This window comes from Phenylobacterium sp. LH3H17 (assembly GCF_024298925.1).
GTDB lineage: Bacteria > Pseudomonadota > Alphaproteobacteria > Caulobacterales > Caulobacteraceae > Phenylobacterium.
Genome location: NZ_CP101283.1, coordinates 1919018 through 1939127 on the forward strand (window position 1 = coordinate 1919018; position 20110 = coordinate 1939127).

The following is a 20110-nucleotide window of genomic DNA, read 5'->3' on the forward strand; positions in this document are numbered from 1 at the left end:
AGCGGGCGCCGTAGGGATACCTATCAGCTTCGATAGCTTGTGCCCGACCCCCGACTTGGCGAGCCTGGATCCCAAGATTGCGGCCGCCCGATGAAGGCGGCCGAACCTAGTTGGGGAGCGGAATCGAATGAACATGACGCACACGCGGCGCGCCATACTGGCGCTTGGCGTCTCGACCATGGCCCTGCTGAGCCTGGACACGGCCTGGGCCCAGACCGCTCCGGCGGAGAGCTCCGACACCATGGTCGAGACCATCGTGGTCACGGCCCAACGGCGAGAAGAGAGCGCCAATACGGTGGGAATGGCCATCCAGGCGTTCCGCGGCGAACAGCTCGCCGACCTGCACGTGACCAACGTCAAGGACCTGGCCAGCATCGTGCCGAGCTTCTCGGTCTCGCAGAGCTATCAGGGCGTGCCGACCTATACGCTGCGGGGCATCGGCTTCAACACGATCAACATGTCGGCGACCTCCACGGTCGGGACCTATGTGGACGAGGTCGCCTACGCCTACCCGATGATGAACACCGGCCCGATCTTCGACCTGGAGCGGGTGGAAGTGCTGAAAGGGCCACAGGGCACGCTCTACGGTCGCAACACCACCGCGGGCCTGATCGACTTCGTCACCAACAAGCCGACCGAGGATTTCCAGACCTCGTTCACCGCCGAATTCGGCAACTACGGCACGCATAATCTCGAAGGCTATGTGAGCGGCCCGCTGGGCGAGAAAGTCCAGGGACGCATCTCCTTCCGGACCGACGACAGCGACAAGGGATGGCAGATCTCCAACACCCGGGGCGAGCGGCAGGGGGAGGTGCATCGCCGGGGCATCCGCGCGGCCCTGGCTTTCCAGCCGACAGAAGCGCTGAGCATCGACGTTTCCTATTCCGGGTGGCTCAACCGCTCCGACACGGTGGCGGCCCAAGGAATTGGCTTCACGCCGGCGACAGCGGCCAGCCCCTTCAACGCGCCGGGATTGGTGAACTATATCGCCGCCAACCCGCCGACCCAGGCCAGCCAGGGCGACTGGGCGCCCTACGCGACGCGCGCCACCGACGTGGGCACGGGCCTGGGGATCAGCGGGCCGCTGCGGGAGGGCAACACCTTCCACGCCGGTAAGCTGCGGGTGGACTACGACTTCGCCAACGGCGTGCGCCTGGTGTCGCTGACCAGCTTCAACAAGCTCGAGCGCGACGCGGTGTTCGACTGGAGCGGCGCGCCCTACGAGGTCCTGGTGCAGCACGCGGTGGGAGAGATCGAATCCTTCGCCGAGGAGCTGCACTTCGAGGGTGAGACCGAGCGCGCGAACTGGCTGGTCGGCGTCTATTACGGCCGCGACGAGATCCTCGATTCCAACCGCACGCTGCTGGGTCAGAACGCCAATGTCGGGACGATCCGGTTCTACACGAACCAGCTCTTGGCCACTCCGTTCAACAGCGGCGGCTACACCGCCCTGCAAGCCAGTCAGGCCTTCCGCACCTATCGCGACCAGGGCGACATCGAAACCACCACTAAGAGCGTCTTCGCCAATGCCGACTGGCGGCTGACCGAGGCCCTGAAGCTGACGACCGGCCTGCGCTACACCAAGGACAAGCAGGACTACGCAGGCTGCTCGCGCGACTTCAACGGCAACATGCTGCCCAATGTGAACATCACCAACCGATTCCTGTTCTCGGCGGTCCACGGCCTGGTCGCGCCGATCTCGCAAGGCCAGTGCAACACCTTCAATCCCACCACGCACAGCTTCGGCCTGGTGACCTCGGTGCTGGATGAGGACAACCTGGCCTGGCGGGTGGGGCTGGACTGGAAGCCGACGCCTGAAGTCCTGACCTATGTCTCGGTCTCGCGCGGGGCCAAGGCCGGCGCGACCCCGGTCAACGCCGCCAACATCTCGACCCAGAACGCCCCGGCCCGGCAGGAACTGCTGTTGGCCTACGAGGCCGGCGTCAAGGCGGCGCTGTTCGAGCGGCGCGTCCAGGCCAACGCCTCGGTCTTCTACTACGACTACGAGGACAAGCAGCTCAGCGTCTATTTCGCCGATCCGATCTACACGGCCCTGGCCAGGCTCGCCAACGTGCCGAAGTCCAAGGCCTACGGCCTGGATGGCGACGTGACCTGGCGGGTGACGCCGGAGCTGACGGCCATGGCCTCTGGAACCTGGCTGCACACCGAGGTGCAGGACTATGTGGGGATCAACTCAGCCGGCAAGCCGCAGGACTTTGACGGCGCGCCCTTCCTCTACAGCCCCAAGTTCCAGGGCAGCCTGACTCTTATCTACAAGCGCGACCTTACCGCGGGCCTGGGTCTGCAGGCGGCGATCAACGGCCGCTACCAGTCCAAGTCCCGCTCGGACCTGGAGGGCAATCCGCTGTTCGCCGTGCCCGACTACGGCACGCTGAACGCCAGTATCGGCCTCCACAGGCTGGACGACCGCTGGGAGGTCTCGCTCTGGGGCCGCAACCTGACCGACGAGTATTACTGGAGCGCGGTCAGCAGCAACGCCAATGTGGTGGTCCGCTTCCCGGGCGCCACCCGGACCTTCGGCGCGGCCTTCACCCTAAAGTACTAGCCGCCGACGACAGGGCGAACCCCTCATAGCCCGCGGCGGCGACCTGCTCGCACTTCTCGCGATAGGCCGGGAAGCCGCCGATATAGGGCATGAACACCCGGGGTTTTCCTGGGACGTTGGCCCCGATGTACCAGGAGTTGGCCTGGGGATAGAGGGTCATGTCGGCCACCTCGTTGACGTGGTCGACCCAGGCGTCCTGGGCGCCAGCCGTGGCTTCGATGGCGGCGAGCTGGCGTTCGCTCAGGTGGCCGATGCAGTCGGCGATCCAGCCGACATGCTGTTCGATGGCCACGGCCATGTTGCACAGCACCGAGGGGCTGCCGGGGCCCGTGACGATGAACAGGTTCGGGAACCCGGCGACCATCAGGCCCAGATAGGTGCGGGGGCCTTCGGCCCAGCGGTCCTTCAGCGCCAAGCCCCCGCGCCCGCGGATATCGATGCTGTTGAGCGCCCCGGTCATGGCGTCGAAACCGATGGCGAACACGATGGCGTCGAGTTCGTACTCGGCCTCGGTGGTCCGCAGGCCGTTGGGCGTGATGGTCTCGATCGGCGCGGTGGCGACGTCCACCAGGGTGACGTTGTCGCGGTTGAAGGTGGCGTAGTAGTCCGTATCGACGCAGAGGCGCTTGGTGGCGATGGGATAGGACCGCGGGAAGAGGGTCTCGGCCACCTGGGGATCCTCGACGATCTCGCGAATCTTGGATCCCACGAACTCGGCGGCCGAGGCGTTGGCGGCCGGATCGAAGATCAGGTCGGCGAAGGCTCCCACCAGGCTGAAGCCGCCCTTCGCCCAGCGTTCCTCGTAGATTCGCCTGCGTTCCTCGGGCGGAGTCTCGACGGCCAGTTGCTCGGAGGAGTCCAGGGCCCGGATGCCGAAGCCGTTCTCGCGGCCCTCCCGGCGATACTGGGCGCGGTTGGCCTTCCAGTCGGCGAGGAAGGCGGGATCGAGGGGGCCGTTGTGGGCGGGCACGCTGAAGTTCGGCGTCCGCTGGAAGACGTTCAGGTGCGCCGCCTGCTCGGCGATCCGCGGGATCGACTGGATGGCCGAGGACCCGGTGCCGATCACGCCGACTCGCTGGCCGGTGAAATCGACCCCTTCGTGGGGCCAGTGGCCGGTCTGATAGGTCTTGCCCTTGAAGCTCTCGAGGCCCGGGAAGTCCGGGGCATTGGCCACCGACAGGCAGCCGGTGGCCATGATGCAATAGCGGGCCGAGACCCGGTCGCCGCGATCGGTCTCGACCGTCCAGCGGTTGGCGGTCTCGTCGAAGGTGGCGGCGGTCACGCGGGTGTCGAACTGGATGTCGCGCTTCAGGTCGAAGCGTTCGGCCACGTGGTCGAGATAGGCCAGCAGCTCGGGCTGTGTGGCGTAGCGCTCGCTCCACTCCCAGGCGGCCTCCAGCTCCTCGGAGAAGGAGTAGGAATATTCCATGCTCTCGATATCGACCCGGGCGCCGGGATAGCGGTTCCACCACCAGGTGCCGCCGACCCCGCTGGCCGCCTCGAACAGCCGCGCCGTCAGGCCCAGTTCGCGCAGTCGGTGCAGCATATAGAGGCCGGAGAAGCCGGCGCCGACGACGACGGCGTCGACCGTGGTGGCGGAGGAGGGCGTGGCGGACATGACGGTCGCTCCCGTGAGATATCCACGTTAGCGCGTCTTTTTGGCCGTGCTGAGAAAAACGACTCCCGTCAGCCGACGGCCATGTTGTCGATCAACCGGGTCTTGCCCAGGTGGGCGGCCGCCAGGATGCGGGCCTCGCCCTCGATGGGGCCGGGACCCAGGCGCGACAGGTCGGCGGGGTGACGGACCTCGAAATAGTCGATCTTCTGGAAGCCGGCGCGTTCCAGGGCGGCCAGGCCGGTGGCCTCGACCCGTTCGACGCTCTCGCCGGCGCGGAGGCGACGGCCGGCCTCGGTGAGCGCCGCGGCCAGGGCCGGGGCGATTTCGCGCTCGGCCGGGGTCAGGTAGGCGTTGCGGGAGGAGAGGGCCAGGCCGTCGGGGGCCCGGGCCGTGGGGGCCCCGATTATCTCGACAGGGATGTCCAGGTCTTCGACCAGGCGCTTGATGACCTGGAGCTGCTGGTAGTCCTTCTCGCCGAACACCGCCACGTCCGGGCCGCACTGGATCAGCAGCTTGGCGACGATGAGGGCGACGCCCCCGAAATGGCCGGGCCGGGCCGCGCCGTCCAGGGGCTCGGAGACGCCGGTCACGTCGATCCTGGTGGAGAATCCCGGGGCGTACATCTGCGCCACCGTCGGGGCGAACAACAGGTCGCAGCCGGCGCCGGCCAGCAGCTCGGCGTCCCGCGCCTCGCCGCGCGGATAGGCGTCGAAGTCCTCGTTGGGCCCGAACTGCGTGGGATTGACGAAGATCGAGGCCACCACCCGCTCGGCCTTGGTCCTGGCCAGGGCCACCAGCGACAGGTGGCCCTCGTGCAGGGCGCCCATGGTGGGGACCATGGCCACCCGCTCACCCGCCTTCTTCCAGGCGGCCACGGCGGCGCGCAGGTCGGCTACGGTGCGGACGATGGCGATGGCGGTCATGCGAGGGGCTCCAGGGGCGATGGGCGAGGCGGCTTATGGCGCGCCGGGCCGCGAACGTCCATTCCATCCACAGCCCGCGACCAACAGCGCGTTGACGCCGCGTCGGGCCTGAGGCTCCTGTTAACCTCTAGAATCAACTGGAGCTGGGGTTCGATGGCGCAGGCCAAGGTGATCATCGTCGGCAACGAGAAGGGCGGGGCGGGCAAGTCCACCATCGCCATCCATCTCGCGACGGGGCTGCTGCATGGCGGGGGCCGCGTCGCGATCCTGGACCTGGACCTGCGCCAGCAGTCCATGGGCCACTTCTTCGCCCACCGCGCCGCCTGGCTGGCGGCCAACGGCGTCAGCGCGCCGATGCCCGTCGAACACCATCTGGCCGCGGAACTCGCCCGCGCCCCCGACGCCGAGGCCATGGCCCATTTCGAGGACGCCTTCGAGAAGGTGTCGGACCAGGTCGACTATGTGCTGATCGACACGCCCGGCGGCGACACGGCGATCAGCCGCGCCGCCCACGGCCTGGCGGATCTGATCGTCACGCCCATGAACGACAGCTTCGTGGACTTCGACATGCTGGGCATCGTCGATCCGGTCACCCTCGATCTGAAGCGCCCCAGCCTTTATTCCGAGACCGTGTGGAACAGCCGCAAGGTCAAGGCCGCCGCCAGCGGCAAGTCCATCGACTGGGTGGTGCTGCGCAACCGCCTGGCGCCCACCGAGGCGCGCAACCGCAAGCGGCTGGACGAGCGGGTCCAGGCCCTGTCGCGCCGCGTGGGATTCCGCGTCGGCCCAGGCCTTCGCGACCGGGTGATCTATCGCGAGCTGTTTCCATTCGGCCTGACCGTCGCCGACCTGTCGCCGACCATCCGTCCGGTGGCCATGTCGCTGCAGCATGTGGCCGCGCGCCAGGAACTGCGGGCGCTGATGGGCTGCCTGGGGCTGACCTCGGGCGACGAGCTTCTGGCCGCGCAATAGGATGACCTATGTCGCCATCGGCTGCGCGGCCCTGGCGCTGTTCATCTGGGCCAGCCGGGGGAAACCTATCCTGAAACGGCGTGAGTGGCGGTTCCTGGCCGGGGTGCTGGCGCTCGCCTGTTTCGCCGCGGCCGCCTATGTCGGCGTGCGCGGCGGCTGGGGCAAGTCGATCGTCCTGGTGGTCATGGGCCTTTGGCTCGCGGTCTCCACCCGCCGGACGGGCCTTGGCGTCCCGTCGCTCTCGGGCAAGCTCAGCGATTCGGAGGCGCGCTCGATCCTGGGCGTGTCGCCGGACGCCTCAGCCGAGCAGATCCAGGCGGCCTATACGCGGCTGATGCGCATGGCCCACCCGGACAAGGGCGGCACCAGCGGCCTTGCCGCGCAGCTCAACGCCGCGCGGGACAAGCTTCTGAAGAGGTGAGATCTACTAGATCCTCCCCTTCTGGGGGAGGTGGCGCGTCGCCCTCTTCGGCGACGTGTCCGAGGGGGCTGAAGCCCTAAAAGCAAAAATCAAAGTCCCCCTCAGTCCGCCATTCGGCGGACAGCTCCCCCAGAGGGGGAGCACTTAGAGCAGACAGTCTCTAGGCCGGACGGACGACCATGCAGGCCAGGCGCTTGGCCTTCAGGGCCTGGCAGGCGCCCTTGGCGGCCGATTCGTTGAAGCCGGTGAAGCGGGCCTGATACTTGCCGCCGCCCTTGTCCACCGAGCCGTCGGCGTCACCGAAGATCTTTCCGAAGCGCTTGTTGACGAAGGTCAGCTGTTCCTTGGCGTCGGACTTGGACTTGAAGGCGCCGACCTGGACGGCCCACTTGCCCGGCTTCTTCGACGATTTCTTGTCGTCGTCCTTCCTGCCGTCGCGCAGGGAGCTCTTGGACGGCTCGACGATCTTGACCTTGGAGGCCGACGCGCCGGACGCGGCCGAGGCGAGCATGATCTTCGCGCCCTCGGTGTCGTTGTCGCCCTGTTCGATGCTGCGCTGCATGGTCTGGCCCTGCGGCGGCGGCTCGAAATAGTTCTGGGCCACGGTGATGTTCTCGCCGCGGTCGCGGCGGGCCATGACCTCGAAGCCGGTGGTCAGCAGTTGGGTGGCGTTGTTGTTCCGCCAGGCGGTGGAGGGGGCGCCCAGGACCACGGTGATCAGGCGGCGGTTGTTGCGCACCGCCGAGACCGCGATGTTGAAGCCCGAGGCGTTGGTGTAGCCGGTCTTGATCCCGTCCACGCCGGGCATGGTGTTGAGCATGCCATTGTGGTTGCGCATCGAGACGCCGCGGAAGCTGAACGACCGGGTGCCGAACAGCCCATAATACTGCGGATAGTCGCGCATCACGGCGCGCGACAGGATGGCGATGTCGCGGGCGGTGGAGATCTGGCGACTGTCGGGCAGGCCCGATGCGTTGACGAAGCGGGTGTTCTGCATGCCCAGCTCCTGGGCCCGCAGGGTCATCATGGCGGCAAAGCGGGCTTCTGATCCGCCCAGCTTCTCGGCCAGGGCGACGGCGATGTCGTTAGCCGACTTGGTGGCCATGGCCGACATGGCTTCTTCGACGGTCAGGGTCTGGCCGGCGGCGAGGCCGAGCTTGGTCGGCGCCTGCGCCGCGGCGCGCGGCGAGATCATGACGGGATCGTCCAGCTTCAGCCGGCCCGAGGCGAGCGCCTCGAAGGCCAGATAGAGCGTCATCACCTTTGTGATCGAGGCGGGATAGCGCGGGCTGTCCGCGCGTTTGGCGTACAATACCTCCCCGGTCTTGGCGTCGACGACCACCGCCGCGTACTTCGGCTGGCTGGACAGCGACAGATAGGGGATTTGAGCCTGAGCGGTCGTGGCCAAGGGCGCGAACGCGGTGGCGACCGCGAGACCAAGGGCGACAAACAGGTGGCGGGCGCGCTCGAACATGGGCGGTTCGTCCGTCGAATCAAAGGGTTGGGCGACCCCCCGGCCGCCTTACAAGAACCCTACCATGCCAGGACTAACCTTGCGCGAGGGTAAACAAGGCTTGAACGAGCCCATTTGTCGCGGTTTCGCCGATCAACACTGCCGTGATCGCTCGCGTAGGAGGCGATGTTGCACTGCACAAAAGGCCCTTGACTGCTGCACTGCAACATGAGAAATAGGCTGCGAGTTCAAAGCAGTTCCGCCCTGCCCAGTTTGCATTGCGGCGTCCGCCGCCCCTACAACCGACCTCAGGAGAACATCCCATGGCCGCCGCCGAAACCGTCAAGAACACCGTCGAGCAGTTCACCGCCGCCGGCAACGTCGCCTTCAAGGACGCCGTCGAGAAGTCCCTGGCTTCGCTGAACGAAGTCAACGCCCATTCCAAGAAGAACCTGGAAGCCGTCATCGCCTCGGTGACCGCTTCGACCAAGGGCGCTGAAGCCCTGGGCGCCCAGGCCATGGCCTACTCCAAGAAGGCCGTGGAAGACCAAGTCGCCGCCGCCAAGTCGCTTTCGGGCGCCAAGTCGATCCAGGAAGTGGTCGAGCTGCAGACCTCCTTCGCCAAGACCGCCCTCGAAGCCTACATGGCCGAAGTGGGCAAGATGTCCGAGATCGTCTCGGCCTCGGTGAAGGACAGCATGAAGCCGCTGAACGAGCGCGTCACCGCCGCCGTCGAGCGCCTGCAGGCCGCCCGCTAAGACCCAAAGTCTCCCTCAGCCGCGCTGCGTACCTGCGCGGCTGACCCTGAAGAGGCCCACACCGGAAACGGCGTGGGCCTTTTTACTTTTCCGGGGCGGGGGCGGGCGCTAGACCTGCATCCATGTCTCAAGTCGAAGCACGCCTAGCCGTCGCCGGCATCGTCCTGCCGCAGCCCAATCCTCCGGTCGCCAACTACGTCCCGTTCGTGAGGACCGGTTCGATCGTCCACATCTCGGGCCAGGTCTCGTTCGACGCTTCGGGCGGCGTGCGCGGGATCGTCGGCGAGGACGTGGACGCCGAGACCGCCAAGGCGGCCGCGCGGCTCTGCGGAATCAACCTTCTGGCCCAGATGAAGGCCGCCTGCGAAGGCGACCTCGACCGGGTGGTGCGGGTGGTCAAGCTGGGCGGCTTCGTCCAGGCCGGCCCGAGCTTCTTCGAAATCCCCCAGGTGGTGAACGGCTGTTCCGACGTGATGGTCGCGGCGTTCGGCGACGCGGGCAAGCATGCCCGCTCGGCCGTCGGGGTCTATCGCCTGCCGATGAACTTCGCCGTCGAAGTCGACGCGGTGGTGGAGGTCACGTGAACACCCAGTTCGGCGAGGCCTGGGACCTCCTGTTCCACCCGCCGGTGGCCCATCGCGGCCTCTGGGCCAAGGACGGCGCGCCGGAGAACTCGCTGGGCGCCTTCCAGGCCGCCTGCAAGGCCGGCTACGGCATCGAGCTGGACGTCCAGCTCTCGGCCGACGGCGAGGCCATGGTGTTCCACGATGAAGATCTGGAGCGGATGACCGGGGCCACCGGGCGTCTGCGTGATCGCACCGCCGCCGACCTGGCCGAGCTGCGGCTGAAGGAAACCGACGAGCCGATCCCGACCCTGATGGACACCCTGGCCATCGTCGGCCAACGGGCCATGGTGCATGTGGAGCTGAAGACCCCGTTCGGCGAGGTCGGTCCGCTGGAGCAACGGGTGCACGACATCCTGATCGACCATGCGGGCCCGGTCTGCGTGATCGGGTTCAATCCCTATTCCCACGCCTGGTTCGCCGACCGGTTCCCGGGCGTTCTGCGGGGTCTGGACAGCTACAACTACAAGCGTGCGCCGCACCTGGCCGAGGAACAACGCGAGGCCTTCGCCCGGCTTGAGCACGTTGCCATCGCCCGGCCGCACTTCCTGGCGCTCAGCGTGGACATGGTCGGCGATCCCCGCGCCAAGGCCTTTCGCGACAAGGGGATGCCGGTCGTGGCCTGGACGGTGCGCGATCCGGTCCAATGGGAGGCCCTCAAGCCCCATTGCGACAACCTGATCTTCGAGGGTTTCGCCGCGTGAGCCTGAAGGCGGCGGTGAAGGTCAGCCGCCGGATCGCCGAGATCGGCCGCGAGTCGTGGCAGGCCTGCGCCGCGAACCCGGCCTACGCCGCCAATCCCTTCATGGCCTTCGACTTCCTCGACATCGCCGAGGAGTCCGGCTGCGCCCTGGAGCGCGCCGGCTGGGGGCCGCACCATCTTTCGGTGGAGGACGAGGCGGGCGAGGTCGCCGCGGTCATGCCGCTTTATCTGAAGTCCCACAGCCAGGGCGAATACGTCTTCGACCACGCCTGGGCCGACGCCTACGAGCGCGCCGGCGGGCGCTACTATCCCAAGCTGGTGTCGGCCGCGCCGTTCACCCCGGCCACCGGACCCAGGCTGCTGGTGCGGCCGGACGTGGATCCACTGCTGGCCTGGCCGATCCTGCTGGGCGGCGCGCTGGCGCTGTGCGAGCGCTATGACGCCTCGTCCCTGCACGTGAACTTCCCCACCAAGGCCGAGGGCGAGTGGCTGGCGGGGCAGGGGCTCTCCCTGCGCCAGGGCCAGCAGTACCATTGGGAGAATCGCGGATACGCGGACTTCGACGGCTTCCTGGGCGCCCTGTCGTCCGGCCGACGCAAGACCATCCGCCGCGAGCGGCGCGACGCCCAGGCGGAGGTGGAAATCCTGGCGCTCACCGGCGCGGAGATCACCGAGGATCACTGGGACGCCTTCTTCGCCTTCTATATGGACACTGGCTCGCGCAAATGGGGCCGGCCCTATCTCAACCGGCTGTTCTTCTCACTGCTGGGTGAGCGGATGGCCGACCGGGTGCTCCTGGTGATGGCGAGGCGCAACGGCCGCTGGATCGCCGGGGCGCTCAACCTGATCGGCGGCGACTGCCTCTATGGCCGCAACTGGGGCTGCATCGAGGACGTGCCGTTCCTGCATTTCGAGCTCTGCTACTACCAGGCCATCGAGTGGGCCATCGACCACGGCCTCGCCCGCGTCGAGGCCGGCGCCCAGGGCCAGCACAAGATCGCCCGCGGCTACCTGCCCAGCCCCGTCTATTCCGCCCACTACATCGCCGACCCCATGCTGCGCGGGCCGGTGGAGGACTTCGTGCGCCGCGAGCGCGAGGCCGTGGGCGGGGAGATGGAATGGCTGGCGGAGGAGTTTTCGCCGTTCCGGCAGGGGTGACGCCGGGATGGGCGGAATATCATGACCGCTCCCAGGCCTGTCTCAGCAGCGCCCGAACCCGCCCGTCCACCTGCTCCGGAAGATCCAGCACGAGCTTGGCCTTCAGCCGCTCGGACCAGCTCTCGTTTCTCGGAGTGTCCAGGCGCGGATCGGCGTCCGGCGTCAGCGCCAGGCCCAAAACCGCCAGTCCGTCCTTCAGCGGCCGCACGGCGGCGAACTGCACCTTGCGCGAGAAGGCCGTGAAGCCCTTGCGCTGGCCGGTGACCACCTCGGGCAGGGCGCTCACCGCCGTCTCCACCGCCTCAAGGAGCCTCAGCGAGGCCGGATCGGTCCACAGCGCGGCGCGCAGCTTGTCCGGCTGATCCCAGCCCTCGCCGGACGGGAAGGCCACGCCCAGCACGTGAAACGCCCGGTTGATCCCCAGCCCATGGTGCATCCGCAGCCAGTCGGCTCGGGCCCTTGGTTTGCTCTCCGGACAGGTCCGGGCGATGGCCACCCACTCGTCGAGGGTCTTGCCGGTGTCACGTTCCAGGCTGGACTGGACGGAGTCGAACCACTTCTGCTGCCGTGCGGTGAGGCCGGTTGTCGTGGCTCCCGCTCCTTTTCCGCTCGTTCCCATCGTTCCGCCTCCCGGCGCAATTTGCTACCACGCTCGCCTAAGCACCACGGAGCGCGGACCATGAGCCTGGACGGGACCTACGACGACGGCAACATCTTCGCGAAGATCCTGCGCGGGGAGGCGCCCTGCGCCAAGGTGTTCGAGGACGGCGAGGTCTTCGCCTTCATGGACGTTTTCCCACAGAGCCGGGGCCACACCCTGGTGATCCCCAAGCACTCCGTGGCGCGCAACCTGATGGACGAGGAGCCGCAGGTGCTGCAGCCCCTGATCCTGGGCGTTCAGCGGGTGACGCGCGCGGTGCGCGCCGCGCTCAATCCGGATGGGATCATGGTCAGCCAGTTCAACGGCGCCCCGGCCGGCCAGACCATCTTCCACCTGCACTTCCACATCATCCCGCGCTGGGAAGGCGTGGCGCTGGGCCGCCACGGGGAGGGCGGCATGGCCGACCCCGCCGCACTCAAGGCCCTGGCCGAGCAGATCGCGGCCCAGATCGCCTAGGCCCCCAAACGAAAAACCCCAGGCGATGCCTGGGGTTCTCGTCGGAACTTGAGGTGAAGCCTTAGTCGGCCAGCGCCTCGGCGGTCTCCTCGGCCGGGCCCTCGATGATAGGGGCCCCGGGGACGCGGTCGTCGCCCTCGATCTCGAAGGCCAGCTTGGCGTCCTTGAGCACCACCTTGACGTGGCCGCCCTTGACCAGCTTGCCGAACAGAATCTCGTCGGCCAGGGGCTTCTTGATGTGCTCCTGGATGACCCGGGCCAGGGGCCGGGCGCCGTACAGCTCGTCGAAACCGTTCTTGGCCAGCCAGTCGGCCGCTTCCTCGGTGGTCTCGATCGTCACGTGGCGGTCGGCCAGTTGGGCCTCGAGCTGCATGACGAACTTCTGCACCACTTGGCGGATGATGTCCTGGGTGAGCGACTTGAAGGGCACCACGGCGTCCAGGCGGTTGCGGAACTCCGGGGTGAACAGGCGCTTCAGGGCCTCGTCGACCTCGTCGTCCTGCTTGCCGCGGCCGAAGCCGATGGAGTTGCGCTGCGCGTCGGAGGCGCCGGCGTTCGTGGTCATGATCAGGACCACGTTTCGGAAGTCGACCTTCTTGCCGTTGGCGTCGGTGAGGACGCCGTGGTCCATGACCTGCAGCAGGATGTTGAAGACGTCCGGGTGGGCCTTCTCAATTTCATCGAGCAACACCACCGAGTGCGGGTGCTGGTCGACGGCGTCGGTGAGCAGGCCGCCCTGGTCGAACCCGACATAGCCGGGAGGCGCGCCGATCAGGCGACTGACCGTGTGGCGCTCCATGTACTCGCTCATGTCGAAGCGCAGAAGCTCGATGCCCATGGTCGAGGCGAGCTGACGGGCGGTCTCCGTCTTGCCGGTGCCGGTGGGACCCGAGAAGAGGTAGCAGCCGATCGGCTTGTTGGCGTCGCGCAGGCCGGCGCGCGCCATCTTCATGGCTGCCGACAGCTGGGCGATGGCCTCGTCCTGGCCGTAGACCGCGCGTTTCAGATCGTCGTTGAGCTGCTTCAGCGCCTCAGTGTCGGTCTTGGACACCGACTTCGGCGGGATGCGGGCGATCTTGGCGACCACCGCCTCCACTTCCTTCAGGCCGATGATCTTCTTCCGCTTGGCTTCGGGCAGCAGCATCTGGCCGGCCCCGGCCTCATCGATGATGTCGATGGCCTTGTCGGGCAGCTTGCGGTCGGTGATGTACTTGGCCGACAGCTCCACGGCCGCCTTGATGGCGTCGTTGGTGTAGCGGAGCTTGTGGAAATCCTCGTAGTAGGTCTTCAGGCCCTTGAGGATCTTGATGGTGTCCTCGATCGTCGGCTCGTTGACGTCGATCTTCTGGAACCGGCGGACCAGGGCCCGGTCCTTCTCGAAGTGCTGGCGGAACTCCTTGTAGGTCGTCGAGCCCATGCACCGCAGGGTGCCGGAAGCGAGCGCCGGCTTCAGCAGGTTGGAGGCGTCCATGGCCCCGCCGCTGGTCGCGCCCGCGCCGATCACCGTGTGGATCTCGTCGATGAACAGGATGGCGTCGGGGTGGTTCTCCAGCTCCTTGACCACCTGCTTCACGCGCTCTTCGAAGTCGCCCCGATAGCGGGTGCCAGCCAGCAGCGAGCCCATGTCGAGCGAGAAGATGGTCGCGCCGGCCAGGACCTCGGGGACCTGGTTGTTGATGATCTTGCGCGCCAGGCCCTCGGCGATGGCGGTCTTGCCGACGCCTGGGTCGCCCACCAGCAGCGGGTTGTTCTTGGTGCGCCGGCACAGGATCTGGATGCAGCGCTCGACCTCGTTGGCCCGGCCGATCAGCGGATCGACCTTACCCTGCTTGGCCTTCTCGTTGAGATTGACGCAATAGGCCTCGAGCGCCTCGCCGCCGGTCTTGACCGCGGGCTTGTCCTCGTCCTCGGACCCCTTGACCGGCTTGGCGGCTTCCGCGCCGGCCTTCTTGGCGATGCCGTGGGCGATGTAGTTCACGGCGTCGTAGCGGGTCATGTCCTGCTCTTGCAGGAAGTACGCGGCGTGGCTCTCGCGCTCGGAGAAGATCGCCACCAGCACATTGGCGCCGGTCACCTCCTCGCGGCCCGAGGACTGGACGTGGATCACGGCCCGCTGGATCACCCGCTGGAAGGAGGAGGTCGGCTTGGCGTCCTCCCCGTCGTCGACCACCAGGGAGCGGAGCTCGTTGTCCACGTAGTTGGTGAGAGTTGTCTTCAGAGCGCCGAGTTCGACGTCGCAGGCGCGCATCACGCCAGCGGCGTCCTCATCGTCGATGAGGGAGAGCAGCAAGTGCTCGAGGGTCGCATACTCGTGCTTTCGCTGATTGGCGAACGCCACGGCGCGGTGGAGGGATTCTTCGAGATGGCGCGAGAATGACGGCAATCTGGGCCTCAATCCTTTTCCATGGTGCACTGAAGCGGATGTTGATGCCGCCGCGCGGTATCAACGACCTGGGCCACCTTTGTTTCCGCCACTTCGTAGGTGAACACGCCGCAAACCCCCACCCCGTGTTGGTGGACATGCAGCATGATACGCGTCGCATCTTCGCGCGACTTGTTGAAGTACTGCTCAAGTACGTAAACGACGAACTCCATTGGAGTATAGTCGTCGTTCAAGATCAGCACCCGGTACATCGACGGCTTCTGCGTCTTCGGCTTGGTCTGGGTGATGACCGCCGACTTGACGCCCGTCTCTTGATCACCTTGCTTTCGCCCGGCCATCGGAACAGGTCTCCTGGCGACCACGGGGTCGCTCTATCTACGGATTAGATATGGAAAAGATGGCCGTATGGAAGGGTTGAAATCGTTACGGACCGTACCGAATGCGCCAACAGCGCCTTTTTGCCGCGCCGAAAGGCGCCTGCGAGAGGCGGGCTCAATCCTCGGGTGAGGATTTCGAGCGAAACGCACGCCCCGAGGCGAGCGCTCCGGGTCCGAATCGGGCTCGCAGCGTGTCGATCGTGGTTTCGGTGAGCAGGGCGCGGCGCTCGTCGCCGGCGAACAGATCGTGCTCCAGCGTCTGCGCCGGGGTCAGTTCGGCGATGCCGATGCCGATCAGCCGCCAGGCCTGGCCCCTGGCCTCCTTGGCCAGCAGTTCGCGCCCGACGGCGAACAGGGTCCTGGCGGTCTGGGTCGGCACCGGTATGGCGCGCCGCCGAGTGAGGATCTTGAAGTCGGTGCTCCGCAGCTTCAGCGTCACCACCCTGCCGGCCAGGCCGGAGGCGCGGGCGTGGCGGCCGACCTTCTCGCACAGCGGTGCCAGCATGGCCTCCAGATCCTCCACCGTGCGGAGATCGTCGTTGAAGGTGGTCTCGGCGCTGATGCTTTTGCGCTCCTCGTTGGGATTTACCGCCCGGTTGTCGCGACCGCGGGAGAGGTCGGCCAGCCTCAAACCATAGGCGCCGAACCGTTCGGCCAGGTCCCTGATGTCGGCCCGGGCCAGGTCGCCGACGGTGCGATAGCCCGCGGCTTCCATGGACTTGACCATGGCCGGGCCGACGCCGGGCATGATCCCCACGGGCCTCGGGGCGAGGAAGCTCTCCGCGTCGGCCCCGCCGATCACCGAGAAGCCGCGCGGCTTGTCGAGGTCCGAGGCGATCTTGGCCAGGAACTTGTTGGGCGCCAGGCCAATGGAGACCGTGATGCCGATCTCGGCCTCGATCCGGGCCTGCAGCCGCGCCAGGGTCTCGGCGGGCGTGGCCTTGTGCAGGCGCTCGGTGCCCGAGAGGTCCATCCAGGCCTCGTCCAGCGAAAGCGGCTGGACCAGGGGTGTGAGCGCGCGGACCATCTCCATGATCCGCCGGCTCTCGGTGCGGTACTTGGTGAAGTCGGGGCTCAGGATCACCGCCTGGGGGCAGAGCTGCCGGGCCTTGAACATCGGCATGGCGGAACGGACGCCGGAGATGCGGGCGATGTAGCAGCAGGTGGTGACCACCCCGCGCTTTCCCCCGCCGACGATCAGGGGCTTGTCGCGCAGGGACGGGTCGTCGCGCTTCTCCACCGAGGCGTAGAAGGCGTCGCAGTCCATGTGGGCGATGGAGAGGCGGTCGAGTTCGGGATGGGCGGCGACGCGCGGCGAACCGCAGGCGGGACAGCGGCGGAGGAAGTCGCCCTTGGTGAAGCAGTCGCGGCAAAGCGCGCTCATGGCGCGGGCCACAGCCAGGCCGCTCCGCGCACGCCTGAGGAATCGCCGTGCAGCGCGGCGCGCACCGGGGTGGTGAAGACGTCGGAGAAGACCCTGGGCGCGATGGCGCCGGGCAGGCGGGCATAGAGTTCTGCCAGGTTCGACATGCCGCCCCCCAGGACGATCACGTCCGGGTCGATCACGTCACAGACCACCGCCAGGCCGCGGGCCAGCCGGTCCACATAGCGGTCCAGGGCCGCGGCGGCCTGGGCGTCCCCTGCGCGGGCGGCGGCCACCACGGCCTCGCTGCTGGCCGCCCCGGCGTCCCGGGCGAAACCGGTCCCGGAAACCCAGAGCTCCATGCAGTTTCGCCGTCCGCACCAGCAGGCGGGGCCCGGATGTTCGTCGTCGTTGGGCCAGGGCAGGGGCATGTGGCCCCACTCGCCGGCGAAGGCGTTGCGACCCTCCAGGACTTGACCGTCCACGGTGATGCCCGCGCCGCAGCCGGTGCCGAGGATGGCGGCGAACACTGTGCGCTCCCCCGCGCCGGCGCCGTCAGCGGCCTCGGAGAGGGCCAGGCAGTTGGCGTCGTTGGCGTAGCGCACCGGCCGCCCGAGCGTCCGCGCCAGGTCCTGTGGGAAAGGGTGGCCGTTCAACTCGGTGGAGTTGGCGTTGCGCATCAGGCCGGTGGCCGGGGAGGGCGAGCCCGGCCCACAGACCCCGATCCGGGAGGCGGTCGCGCCCGCTTGGCGTTCCGCCTCGGTCACCAGGTCGCGCACTGCCTCCAGTCCGGCCTCATAGGTTCTTGGCGATGCCCCGCGTACGCGCGCCAGGAAACGGCCGTCGGCGTCGAGCGCCGCAGCCTCGATCTTGGTGCCGCCGAAATCCACCCCGATGCGGATCATAGGGTCATGGTTTGTTCCGTTTCGACGGGAAGTTCAATGGCGCGTGGCCCGGCATCTTTGCAGCGCCACCCTGAGGTGTTGCTCGAACCCACCGTCCTGGCTCCCCCGAAGGTTAGCTTCCATGAGACATGCATTGTGGGCCTGCGCCCTGCTGGCGACCGCCGGCGCCGCTCCGGCGGCCCCAGCGCCAGCGCCCGAGACCTGACGCTTCAGCCGATCGCCGCCTCAATGGCCGCGCGCAGTTCGTCCCAGTCGTCGATCCGGGTGTGGCGATCCGGCGCGGAGGGGGCGAGCGGCTGCAGCCGCCTGTCAGCCACCATCTGGAAACGGATGACGTGCGGCGCGCTCTCGGCCACCGAGTCGAGGTTGGACATCAGGTCATCGACAAAGACGGCCGGCGCGCGAACCTGGTTGGCCATGCCCGCCGCCAGCGGGCCCTTGGGCCCGGTGTTGAGCACCAGCGGATAGTCCATCCGGTGGCGGCCCAGCCAGCGGGCCCTAGCCAGCCGGGCGGGCCCGGGGGCGTTGGTGAAGATCACCACGCTCGCCTGGCGCGATAGCGCCTCCAGCGCGCCGACCGCGCCGGGCGCGGGCTCCATGTCGCCGCAGCCATAGCGAAAGAAATCGTCGAAGTGGTTCCGGCCGTCGGCGATGGGCAGATGCTCGGCCTCTCCAGGTCGGAAGATGTTCTGGAACAGGGCGAAGCGATCGACCCTGAACTCCAGGCCGCGTCCTTCCAGGAATCGGCCAAAGCCTTCCATGAACAGGCCCAGCACCTCGTCGACGTCCACCAGCAACAACGGCTTCGCGGGATCGACGCCGAGGTCGGCCAGGTTCGGCGGTTTGACTGGCCGGGCGGAGAAAGGCGGGGTGTCGGTCAGCGGGCTCTCCATCGCGACTAACGCGAGTTTAAGGATATCCGTGTGATCAAGGTCTCAATGGTGGGGGCGGTGCTCGATTCGCGCAGCCTCGACGGCATCGTCGGGACGTCAATGGCCAAGAAAGTCCTCATCGTCGAGGATAACGAGCTGAACATGAAGCTGTTTCATGATCTGCTCGACGCCCAGGGCTACGAAACCCTGCAGACCCGCGAGGGATTGCAGGCGCTCGCCTTGGCGCGAGAGCATCGCCCCGACCTGATTCTCATGGACATCCAGCTCCCGGAGATCTCGGGACTCGAAGTCACCAAGTGGCTGAAGGAAGACGACGAGCTCGCCCATATCCCGGTCGTGGCCGTCACCGCCTTCGCCATGAAGGGCGATGAGGAGCGCATTCGCGAAGGCGGCTGCGAGGCCTACATCTCCAAACCCATATCGGTGTCGCACTTCCTCGACACGATCCGCCGCTTGCTGGGCTAGTCGCCATGTCCGCCCGTATCCTCGTGGTCGATGACATCGAGGCCAACGTCCGCCTGCTGGAAGCCAAGCTGACCGCCGAGTACTACGAGGTGCTGACGGCCTATGACGGCCCGACGGCGCTGGCTATCGCCGCGGCCGAGAAGCCCGACATCGTGCTGCTGGACGTGATGATGCCCGGCATGGACGGATTCCAGGTCTGCCGCCGGCTGAAGGACGATCCCGAGACCCGCCACGTGCCCGTGGTGCTGGTGACGGCGCTGGACGGCCGCGCCGACCGCATCGCCGGCCTCGAGGCCGGAGCCGACGAATTCCTCACCAAACCCATCGACGACGTCATGCTGTTCGCCCGGGTGCGCAGCCTGACCCGGCTGAAGATGGTGATCGACGAGCTGCGCGACCGGGAGGCCTCGGGCCGCCGGATGGGCGTGATCGCCGGCGCCTCCTCGCGCCTGGGCGGCACGGGCGGTCGGGTGCTCATTGTCGACGACCATGAGCGCCAGGCCCAGCGGGTGGCCGCCGAACTGGCCATCGAGCATCGCCCGGTGATCGAAACCTCGCCGGAAAAGGCCATGATGACCGCCAAGGGGCCGGTCGACCTGATCATCATCAATGCGACGGCGCGGTCCTTTGACGGCCTGCGCTTCGCCGCTCAACTGCGGTCGGACGAGGCCACGCGTCATCTGCCGATCCTGGCGGTGGTGGACTTCGACGAGCGTTCGCGGCTAGTGAAGGCCCTGGAGATCGGCGTCAACGACGTGCTCTCCAAGCCGATCGACCCGCAGGAGCTGGCCGCCCGGGCGCGCACCCAGATCCGCCGCAAGCGCTACACCGACTATCTGCGCGACAATCTCGATCATTCGCTGGAGTTGGCGGTCACCGACCAACTCACCGGCCTGCACAATCGCCGCTACATGGTGGGGCAACTCGAGGCTCTGGTTAAGCGCGCGGCGCTGGGCGGCGACGAGGTCGCCTGCCTGCTGATCGACATCGACCACTTCAAGAAGATCAACGACGGCTACGGCCACGATGTCGGCGACGAGGTGCTGCGCGAGTTCGCCGTGCGCCTGGCCTCCAACGTGCGCGCCATCGACCTGCCGTGCCGCTACGGCGGCGAGGAGTTCGTGGTGGTCATGCCCGACACCAAGATCGAGGACGCCGAGCGGATCGCCGAACGCATCCGCCTGCACGTGGCCGGTTCGCCGTTCCGCGTCATGGGCGGCTCGGAGCTCCTGACGGTGACCATCTCGATCGGCGTCGCGGCGACCATCGGCTCGGCGGACACGCCCGAGCACCTTCTCAAGCGCGCCGACGAGGCCGTCTACGAAGCCAAGGCTTCAGGGCGCAACAAGGTCATCGCACGGGCGGCGTAGCGGCCAAGGCGGGGCTGCACGCCACCCAGTCTCAAATCACAA

General features: G+C 67.4%; 19 protein-coding genes. 10 read left to right on the forward strand and 9 right to left on the reverse strand.

Annotation, left to right across the window (positions count from 1 at the left end):
- The first annotated feature begins 127 nt into the window (after positions 1 to 127).
- Positions 128 to 2566, forward strand: coding sequence for a TonB-dependent receptor (locus M9M90_RS09485; protein WP_305885142.1), 2439 nt, complete (start codon positions 128 to 130; stop codon positions 2564 to 2566).
- Here M9M90_RS09485 and M9M90_RS09490 read toward each other — a convergent pair.
- Both M9M90_RS09490 and panC read right to left on the reverse strand, forming a co-directional pair.
- Positions 2550 to 4184, reverse strand: a complete 1635-nt coding sequence (locus M9M90_RS09490) for an NAD(P)/FAD-dependent oxidoreductase (protein ID WP_254836908.1) — start codon at positions 4182 to 4184, stop codon at positions 2550 to 2552. The genes M9M90_RS09485 and M9M90_RS09490 overlap by 17 nt on opposite strands.
- A gap of 68 nt (positions 4185 to 4252) precedes the next feature.
- Positions 4253 to 5107: a pantoate--beta-alanine ligase gene (panC, locus tag M9M90_RS09495; protein WP_254836909.1), complete on the reverse strand. Its 855-nt coding sequence runs from the start codon at positions 5105 to 5107 to the stop codon at positions 4253 to 4255.
- Between the two features lie 153 nt (positions 5108 to 5260).
- Between panC and M9M90_RS09500 the strand changes: the two genes are divergently transcribed.
- Complete coding sequence (locus tag M9M90_RS09500) at positions 5261 to 6079, forward strand: division plane positioning ATPase MipZ (protein WP_254836910.1); 819 nt, start codon at positions 5261 to 5263, stop codon at positions 6077 to 6079.
- Between the two features lies 1 nt (position 6080).
- Complete coding sequence (locus M9M90_RS09505) at positions 6081 to 6500, forward strand: DnaJ domain-containing protein (RefSeq protein WP_254836911.1); 420 nt, start codon at positions 6081 to 6083, stop codon at positions 6498 to 6500.
- 160 nt (positions 6501 to 6660) lie between these two features.
- On the opposite strand, the gene M9M90_RS09510 is transcribed toward M9M90_RS09505, so the two are convergent.
- On the reverse strand, positions 6661 to 7974 hold the full coding sequence (locus tag M9M90_RS09510; protein WP_254836912.1) for a D-alanyl-D-alanine carboxypeptidase: 1314 nt from the start codon (positions 7972 to 7974) through the stop codon (positions 6661 to 6663).
- Positions 7975 to 8276: 302 nt separating this feature from the next.
- On the opposite strand from M9M90_RS09510, the gene M9M90_RS09515 reads away from it, so the two are divergent.
- From M9M90_RS09515 to M9M90_RS09530, 4 genes are all read left to right on the forward strand, one after another.
- Entirely contained in the window at positions 8277 to 8711 is a 435-nt protein-coding gene (locus M9M90_RS09515; protein ID WP_254836913.1) for a phasin family protein, read from the forward strand.
- Between the two features lie 122 nt (positions 8712 to 8833).
- On the forward strand, positions 8834 to 9295 hold the full coding sequence (locus tag M9M90_RS09520) for a RidA family protein (protein WP_254836915.1): 462 nt from the start codon (positions 8834 to 8836) through the stop codon (positions 9293 to 9295).
- Positions 9292 to 10038: a glycerophosphodiester phosphodiesterase family protein gene (locus M9M90_RS09525; protein WP_254836916.1), complete on the forward strand. Its 747-nt coding sequence runs from the start codon at positions 9292 to 9294 to the stop codon at positions 10036 to 10038. The genes M9M90_RS09520 and M9M90_RS09525 overlap by 4 nt, the downstream gene beginning before the upstream one ends.
- Positions 10035 to 11195, forward strand: a complete 1161-nt coding sequence (locus M9M90_RS09530; protein WP_254836917.1) for a GNAT family N-acetyltransferase — start codon at positions 10035 to 10037, stop codon at positions 11193 to 11195. The genes M9M90_RS09525 and M9M90_RS09530 overlap by 4 nt, the downstream gene beginning before the upstream one ends.
- Positions 11196 to 11214: 19 nt before the next feature.
- Here the strand turns inward: M9M90_RS09530 and M9M90_RS09535 are convergent, their stop codons facing one another.
- Complete coding sequence (locus tag M9M90_RS09535) at positions 11215 to 11814, reverse strand: DUF4287 domain-containing protein (protein WP_254836918.1); 600 nt, start codon at positions 11812 to 11814, stop codon at positions 11215 to 11217.
- A 60-nt stretch (positions 11815 to 11874) separates the two neighbouring features.
- Between M9M90_RS09535 and M9M90_RS09540 the strand changes: the two genes are divergently transcribed.
- Positions 11875 to 12312: an HIT family protein gene (locus M9M90_RS09540; RefSeq protein WP_254836919.1), complete on the forward strand. Its 438-nt coding sequence runs from the start codon at positions 11875 to 11877 to the stop codon at positions 12310 to 12312.
- Positions 12313 to 12373: 61 nt separating this feature from the next.
- Here M9M90_RS09540 and clpA read toward each other — a convergent pair whose 3' ends face one another.
- The 5 genes from clpA to M9M90_RS09565 form a co-directional block, all read right to left on the reverse strand.
- The gene (gene clpA, locus M9M90_RS09545; RefSeq protein ID WP_254836920.1) at positions 12374 to 14695 is read right to left on the reverse strand and encodes an ATP-dependent Clp protease ATP-binding subunit ClpA; all 2322 of its coding nucleotides are present in this window, start codon (positions 14693 to 14695) and stop codon (positions 12374 to 12376) included.
- Between the two features lie 8 nt (positions 14696 to 14703).
- Positions 14704 to 15033: an ATP-dependent Clp protease adapter ClpS gene (clpS, locus tag M9M90_RS09550; RefSeq protein WP_254836921.1), complete on the reverse strand. Its 330-nt coding sequence runs from the start codon at positions 15031 to 15033 to the stop codon at positions 14704 to 14706.
- 154 nt (positions 15034 to 15187) lie between these two features.
- A complete protein-coding gene (locus M9M90_RS09555; protein ID WP_254836922.1) occupies positions 15188 to 16456 on the reverse strand; it encodes a DNA polymerase IV in 1269 nt (422 codons plus the stop codon).
- Positions 16453 to 17340, reverse strand: coding sequence for an ROK family protein (locus tag M9M90_RS09560; protein ID WP_254836923.1), 888 nt, complete (start codon positions 17338 to 17340; stop codon positions 16453 to 16455). The genes M9M90_RS09555 and M9M90_RS09560 overlap by 4 nt, the downstream gene beginning before the upstream one ends.
- Before the next feature lie 209 nt (positions 17341 to 17549).
- Positions 17550 to 18233 (reverse strand): hypothetical protein, encoded by a 684-nt coding sequence (locus M9M90_RS09565; RefSeq protein ID WP_254836924.1) that lies wholly within the window; start codon positions 18231 to 18233, stop codon positions 17550 to 17552.
- 99 nt (positions 18234 to 18332) lie between these two features.
- Between M9M90_RS09565 and M9M90_RS09570 the strand changes: the two genes are divergently transcribed.
- Both M9M90_RS09570 and M9M90_RS09575 read left to right on the forward strand, forming a co-directional pair.
- Positions 18333 to 18698: a response regulator gene (locus M9M90_RS09570; RefSeq protein ID WP_215340030.1), complete on the forward strand. Its 366-nt coding sequence runs from the start codon at positions 18333 to 18335 to the stop codon at positions 18696 to 18698.
- A gap of 5 nt (positions 18699 to 18703) precedes the next feature.
- Positions 18704 to 20068 (forward strand): PleD family two-component system response regulator, encoded by a 1365-nt coding sequence (locus M9M90_RS09575; protein ID WP_254836925.1) that lies wholly within the window; start codon positions 18704 to 18706, stop codon positions 20066 to 20068.
- The last annotated feature ends 42 nt before the right edge of the window (positions 20069 to 20110 follow it).